Source organism: Flavobacterium sp. (genome assembly GCF_003525665.1).
Lineage (GTDB): Bacteria > Bacteroidota > Bacteroidia > Flavobacteriales > Flavobacteriaceae > Flavobacterium.
The window spans coordinates 1-2645 of sequence record NZ_DQDX01000056.1 but is presented as its reverse complement, the minus strand read 5'-3'; the positions used below and the strand labels follow the sequence as shown (position 1 = coordinate 2645).

Here is a 2645-nt window from a genome sequence, read left to right as displayed (position 1 = left end):
GTCTCTACGGATTCGGATAACGATAAATCATCAATTTTATTAATAATCAATATCCCATGAAAATGATTCGGCATAACAACAAAATTCCCCAATTCAACAAACGGAAAATGTTCTGGAATTTCCAACCAATATTGTTCGGCCAATTTTCCAATTTCGGATAATTGCATCATTCCGTTTTGAATGTTTCCAAAAAAATGTTCTCGATTTTGGGTGCAAATGGTTATGAAATAGGCACCATTTTTGGAATAATCCCAGGTTTGTAATCGTGTAGAAGGAATGCGGTATTTGTTTTTAAATTTATCTTGCATGGCGTTGAATGTTATATTGTTATGCTAAATAATGAATAAATTTTTATAAATGAAAATTTATTGTAAAAAAAAGAGACAAGGCAATGCCTCGTCTCTACGGAATGTAATATTAAAAAATATTACATATTTCTTCTATATTGTCCACCAACTTCAAACAATCCATTTGTGATTTGTCCTAATGAACATACTTTGGTTGCGTCCATCAATTTTTCAAAAATATTTTGATTACTGATAGCCGCTTCTTGCAATATTGCTATATGTTCGGCCACTTTATCAGCACTTGCTTTTTGTAAATTGGTTAACATATCAATTTGATATTGCTTCTCTTCTTCCGTTGCACGAATTACTTCTGCTGGAATTACTGTAGGCGAACCTTTAGAACTTAAGAACGTATTTACACCAATAATTGGGAATTCTCCAGTATGTTTCAAGGTTTCATAATACAATGATTCTTCTTGAATTTTACTTCTTTGGTACATTGTTTCCATTGCACCTAAAACTCCTCCACGTTCTGTAATTCTATCAAATTCTTGTAAAACTGCATCTTCTACTAAATCGGTTAATTCCTCAATAATGAATGAACCTTGAATTGGATTTTCGTTTTTCGCCAAACCTAATTCCTTATTAATAATCAACTGAATCGCCATTGCTCTACGAACAGATTCCTCTGTTGGAGTTGTAATCGCTTCGTCGTAAGCATTCGTATGTAGCGAGTTACAGTTATCGTAAATTGCGTATAAAGCTTGTAAAGTCGTACGAATATCATTAAAATCAATTTCTTGTGCGTGTAACGAACGACCAGATGTTTGAATATGGTATTTCAACATTTGGGCTCTTTCGTTGGCACCATATTTATTTTTCATGGCTTTCGCCCAAATTTTACGCGCCACACGGCCAATCACAGCATACTCTGGATCGATTCCATTAGAGAAAAAGAACGATAAATTTGGTCCAAAATCATTGATGTTCATGCCGCGACTTAAATAATATTCCACGTAAGTGAAACCATTAGAAAGTGTGAAAGCCAATTGCGTAATTGGATTTGCTCCAGCTTCTGCGATATGATATCCAGAAATTGAAACCGAATAAAAATTACGAACATTTTGTTTGATGAAATATTCTTGAACGTCACCCATCAATCGAAGAGCAAATTCTGTAGAGAAAATGCAAGTATTCTGAGCTTGATCTTCCTTTAAAATATCGGCTTGAACCGTTCCACGAACTTGAGCTAAAGTTTTAATTTTGATATCATTATAAACATCTAAAGGTAAAACTTGGTCACCGGTAACTCCTAAAAGCATCAAACCTAAACCATTATTTCCTTCTGGTAAATCGCCTTGGTATTTTGGTCGGATAGTTCCTTTATTCTTATAGATCTCGTTTATTTTTTCTTCTACTTCTACTTGAAGATTGTTTTCAACGATGTATTTTTCACAATTCTGATCGATTGCAGCATTCATGAAAAACCCAAGTAACATTGGTGCCGGACCATTTATCGTCATCGAAACCGAAGTTAAAGGATGACTCAAATCGAAACCTGAATATAATTTTTTAGCATCATCAAGACAACAAATAGAAACTCCGGCATTACCGATTTTTCCATAAATATCAGGACGAATATGTGGATCATTTCCGTATAATGTTACTGAGTCAAAAGCTGTAGAAAGACGTTTTGCAGGCAATCCAGCAGAAACATAATGAAAACGTTTATTGGTACGTTCTGGTCCACCTTCACCAGCAAACATTCGGCTTGGGTCTTCTCCTTCACGCTTAAATGGATACAATCCAGATGCGAAAGGAAATTCTCCAGGTACATTTTCTTGTAAATTCCATTTTAAAATATCACCCCAAGCTTGGTATTTTGGTAACGAGATTTTCGGAATTTGAGAATGTGATAAACTTTCTGTGTGCGTAGCAATTTTAATTTCCTTATCACGGACTTTAAAACTATAAAACGGATTTTTATATTTGGCTACTTTTTCATCCCAAGTAAGAATCACTTCCCAATTGTAGGGATCTAAATTCATTTTTACACGGTCGAATTCTTTTACCAAAAGATTTAAAAATTCGTTTCTATTTTCATCTTTTGATTGTAGAATTGTTTCTTCAATTCCAGCTTTTGTCAATGTTGGTTTACTTCCAAAAACGGTTTCAATGGTTTTATAGATTCCGTATAATTTTTGGGCAACTTCAACTTGAGAAAGTGCAATTTCGTCGTATTTTCTATTATTTTCTGCGATTTCAGATAAATAACGCGTTCTGTGAGGCGGAATTACGAAAATTTTCTCGCTCATTTCACGTGTGATTTCGAAAGTAGATTTTAAATCGGCTCCAGTC

Annotated in this window: 1 protein-coding gene and 1 pseudogene; both read right to left on the bottom strand. The window is 34.3% G+C overall.

The features are described 5' to 3' along the window. A pseudogene (locus DIU01_RS03970) lies at positions 1-308 on the bottom strand (hypothetical protein); the annotation flags it as partial. Positions 309-427: 119 nt separating this feature from the next. After that, on the bottom strand, positions 428-2645 hold a 2218-nt coding region (locus DIU01_RS03965; protein ID WP_290831950.1), incomplete at its 5' end, for a methylmalonyl-CoA mutase family protein.